The sequence below is a fragment of the Microvirga sp. P4_G7 genome, from assembly GCF_056401005.1.
In genome coordinates, this window is record NZ_JBFUKD010000524.1 from 1 (window position 1) to 2,726 (window position 2,726).

1 protein-coding gene is annotated in these 2,726 nt (G+C 61.2%); it reads left to right on the plus strand.

Annotated features, from left to right (window positions below; all coding sequences use genetic code 11):
- The coding region (locus AC1DT3_RS17380) for a cadherin repeat domain-containing protein (protein ID WP_477466487.1) at nt 1–2,726 on the plus strand (2,726 nt) is incomplete at both ends.

Consider the following 2,726-nt stretch of genomic DNA (forward strand, 5'->3'; position numbering starts at 1 on the left):
ATCGTGACGAACGGTACTGTCGCGGATGTCACGTCGGATACGCCGATCACCTATTCGATCGTCGCAAACGACGGTTCGGGAGCGGCCAACGCGACCGCAACAGGCAATGTCACGATCACGGTAAAGAACGTCAACAAGGCCCCGACGACGCCCTCGGGCTCCGCGAATGTCACTGAAGGCACAGGCAACGGCCAGACGGTCATGACGCTTGCCGCCAAGGATGGCGACAACCAGACCATCAGCTACGCGTTTGCGAACCCCCAGGCCGGATCGGGTGGCCTGATCAGTGCGGACGGCAAGTTCAAGATCGTCAACAACACGATCGTGACGAACGGCACGGTCGCGGATGTGACGTCGGATACGCCGATCACGTATTCCATCATTGCGAATGACGGTTCCGGGACTGCGAACGCGACTTCGACCGGTAACGTCACGATTACGGTCAAGAATGTTGTCCCGGTGAACCAGGCGCCGACGACGCCTTCAGGGACGGCCAACGTCAACGAGGGCGCGGCGGACAACCAGACTGTTCTCACTCTCGACGACCGCGATGATGACGGCCAGATCATCGGTTACACTTTCACGAACGCCCAAGCGGGCTCGAACGGTCTGATCAGCGCGGACGGCCGGTTCAAGATCGTCGGCAATACAATCGTGACGAACGGCACGGTCGCGGATGTGACGTCAGACACGCCGATCAACTACTCGATCGTGGCGAATGACGGCTCCGGCGCCGCGAACGCGACCGCGACGGGCAATGTCACCATCACGGTCAAGAACGTGAACAAGGCCCCGACGACGCCGTCGGGAACGGCCAACGTCAATGAAGGCGCCGGCAACAACCTGACTGTGCTGACGCTCGCGGCCAAGGATGCCGACGACCAGACTATCAGCTACACCTTTGCGAACGCGCAGGCAGGCTCGAACGGTCTGATCAGCGCGGACGGCCGGTTCAAGATCGTCGGCAATACGATCGTGACGAACGGCACGGTCGCGGATGTGACGTCAGACACGCCGATCAACTACTCGATCGTGGCGAATGACGGCTCCGGCGCCGCGAACGCGACCGCGACGGGCAATGTCACCATCACGGTCAAAAATGTTCCCGCCAACCAAGCGCCGGCGACACCGTCAGGGACGGCCAACGTCAACGAGGGCGCAGCAGACAACCAGACTGTCCTGACTCTCCCGGACAAAGACGGCGACAACCAGACCGTTGGTTATACGTTTGCGAACGCGCAGGCCGGCTCCAACGGCCTGATCAGCGCGGACGGCAAGTTCAAGATCGTCGGCAACACGATCGTGACCAACGGCACGATCGCGGATGTGACGGCGGATACGTCGCTCATCTACGCGATTGTCGCCAACGATGGATCGGGGACGGCAAACGCTACCGCCACGGGCAACGTCACGATCACCGTCAAGAACATCAATAAAGCCCCGACGATTCCCGCGGGAGCGGTCGACGTCGACGAAGGCACGGCGGTCGATCAGACGGTTCTCACCCTTGCCGAGAGGGACGCGGACAATCAGACAATCGGTTACACATTCGCAAACGCGCTGGCCGGGTCGAATGGTCTGATCAGTGCCGACGGCAAGTTCAAGATCGTCGGCCATACGATCATGACCAACGGCAAGGTCGCGGATGTGACCGCAGATACGCCGTTCACCTATTCGGTCGTGGCGAACGACGGTTCCGRCACAGGGAACGCGACGAGCACCGGCAACGTCACCATCACCGTCAAGAACGTCGCGCCCGCCAACCAGGCGCCGACCGTTCCCTCGGGTTCGGTGACCGTCAACGAAGGCGTGTCGGACAATCAGACGCTGCTGTACCTTGCGGCGCGTGACGGCGAAGACCAGGTGATCACGTACACGTTCGCCAATGCCTTGGCCGGATCCAACGGCTTGGTCAGCGCGGATGGCAAGTTCAAAATCGTCGGCAATACGATTGTGACCAGCGGTCCCCTCGGCGAAGAGAACGAGGACAGGACATTCACATATTCGATCGTGGCGAACGATGGATCCGGTGCCCCGAACGCGACGTCGACTGGCGATGTGACGATCACGGTGAAGAACATCGTCCCGCCCGTCAACGACGCGCCACCGCCGCCACCGTCCGGACTGGCCACAGTGAACGAAGGGACCTCCGACAATCAGATTCTGATGGTGCTCGCTGCACGCGACAGCGATAACGAAGCCATCACCTACACTTTTGCAGATGCCCTGGCCGGGTCGCATGGATTGGTCAGTGCCGATGGCAAGTTCCGGATCGTCGACAATGTGGTCGTGACGAACGTTCGCGTTGGCGAGGTGGACGAGCATACGGCTTACACATACGCGATCATCGCCGACGACGGTTCGGGAGCCGCAAATGCGACCGCGACCGGTGAGATCACGGTGACGGTCACGAACATTCTCCATCACGAGCCGACGGACATCGTGATGTCCACCAGCGACGTGAACGAGAACAGCGCCGGCGGCACGCTGGTCGGCGTCCTGGAAGCCGTGGACCCGGATATCGGCGACGTCTTCACCTACGAATTCGTCCACCGCAACGGGGCCCTGCAGGACGGCGGCGGTCGCTTCGGCATCGAGCACGTCGGCGACGAGTGGATCGTGGTCGTGAAAGATGGGGCCAATATCGACTTCGAAGCGCAACGCTCGTTCGACGTCGTCGTTAAGGCGACCGACCAGTTGGGGTTGAGCAGAGAGAAGACGATCAC